1 protein-coding gene is annotated in these 1,697 nt (G+C 68.5%); it reads right to left on the reverse strand.

Annotation, left to right across the window (positions count from 1 at the left end; translation table 11 throughout):
* Positions 1–142: 142 nt before the first annotated feature.
* Positions 143–1,588, reverse strand: coding sequence for an FAD-dependent oxidoreductase (locus QMX81_RS20840; protein ID WP_121043910.1), 1,446 nt, complete (start codon positions 1,586–1,588; stop codon positions 143–145).
* Positions 1,589–1,697 lie beyond the last annotated feature (109 nt).

The raw sequence follows: 1,697 nt of genomic DNA on the forward strand, positions 1-1,697 counted from the left end.
TCAGCAACCGCTGCATCCGCGACCAGCTCGACAACATCGTGCTGCTGATGGCGCTGGAGATCGAGCGGGCCGGCGTGCGTCACACGCCGGTACCCGCGGTAGCGCGCGCCGCTTGAGAGGCGCGCCTGGGTAGGGCCCGCCGTTACGCCGAAAGCAGCTGCACGATGCTGCCGGCCGCATCGCGGCCCTCGGCCACCGCCGTCACCACCAGATCCGCGCCGCGGACCGCATCGCCACCGGCGAACAGGCGCGGGTGCGCGGTCTGGAACGGCAGGCGGCCACTGCCGCCGGCCACGATGCGACCGTTGTTGCCGGCCTCTACGCCGTGGTCAGTCAGCCAGCCCGGTGCGCTCGGCGAGAAGCCGAAGGCGATGATCACCACGTCCGCTTCCAGCAGCGATTCACTGCCTTCGATAGGCACCGCGCTGCGGCGGCCCTGGGCATCCGGATCGGACAGGGTCGTCTCGACCACCATCACCCCGATCACTTCGTCATCGGCACCCGCCTCGATCGACAACGGCTGGCGGTTGAACAGGAAGCGCACGCCTTCCTCGCGGGCGTTGGCCACTTCGCGTGCCGAGCCGGGCATGTTGGCTTCGTCACGGCGGTAGGCGCAGGTCACCTTGGCCGCGCCGAGCCGGATCGCGCTGCGCACGCAGTCCATGCCGGTATCGCCACCGCCCAGCACCACCACGCGCTTGCCCTCCAGATCGGGCAGGGCGATCTGGTCCTCCCAGCCAGCGATCGGCCGGCCATGGGCATCGCTGCCACTGACGATGCGGCTGTTCTGCACCAGGAACGGCAGCGCCGGCAGCACGCCCTTGAGGTCCTGGCCGAGCAGGCCGCCATCGGTATAGCGGTATGCGCCGGTGCCCACGAACACCGCGTCGTACTCGGCCAGCAGCGCATCGATACTCACATCGCGGCCGATCTCCACGCCGAGGCGGAACTGCACGCCCATGCCCTCCAGCACGTTGCGGCGGCGGCTGATCACCGATTTGTCCAGCTTGAAACTGGGGATGCCGAACTGCAGCAGCCCACCGATCTGTTCGTAGCGGTCATACACCACGGCTTGGATGCCGGCATGCGCCAGCTTGTCGGCGCAAGACAGCCCGGCCGGGCCGGCGCCGATCACCGCCACGCGCTTGCCGGTGGCTTCCACCGCGCTCATGTCCGGTCGCCAGCCGGTGGCCAGCGCGGTATCGACGATGTACTTCTCCACGGCGCCGATGGTGACCGCGCCGAATTCCTCCAGCGTGCAGCTGCCTTCGCACAGCCGGTCCTGCGGGCACACGCGGCCACACACTTCCGGCAGCGGGTTGGTCGAATGGCACAGCGTGGCCGCTTCATGGATGCGGTTTTCCTGCACCAGCTGCAGCCATTGCGGGATCGCGTTGTGCACCGGGCACTTCCAGCTGCAGTACGGATTGCCGCAATCCAGGCAGCGACCGGCCTGGAACTGCGCGTCTTCCTTGCCGAACTTGCCGTACAGCTCGCCCCAGTCGCCGGAGGTGCGCAGTTCGACCGGGATGCGCTGCGGCATCGTCCGGGGCAGATCGAGGAACTGGAAAGCTTGCTTGCGGCTCATGGGTGGGCCCTGCGGTGGTGAGTTGCCGGCCAACGGCCGGCACTACAATGTGAGGTTTCCGGCCAGCGGCCGGCACTACAGCGGTGGGAACACGAGGCGCCGGTCGATA

This window comes from Stenotrophomonas sp. PS02301 (assembly GCF_029959485.1).
In the GTDB taxonomy this organism is placed as follows: domain Bacteria; phylum Pseudomonadota; class Gammaproteobacteria; order Xanthomonadales; family Xanthomonadaceae; genus Stenotrophomonas; species Stenotrophomonas maltophilia_Z.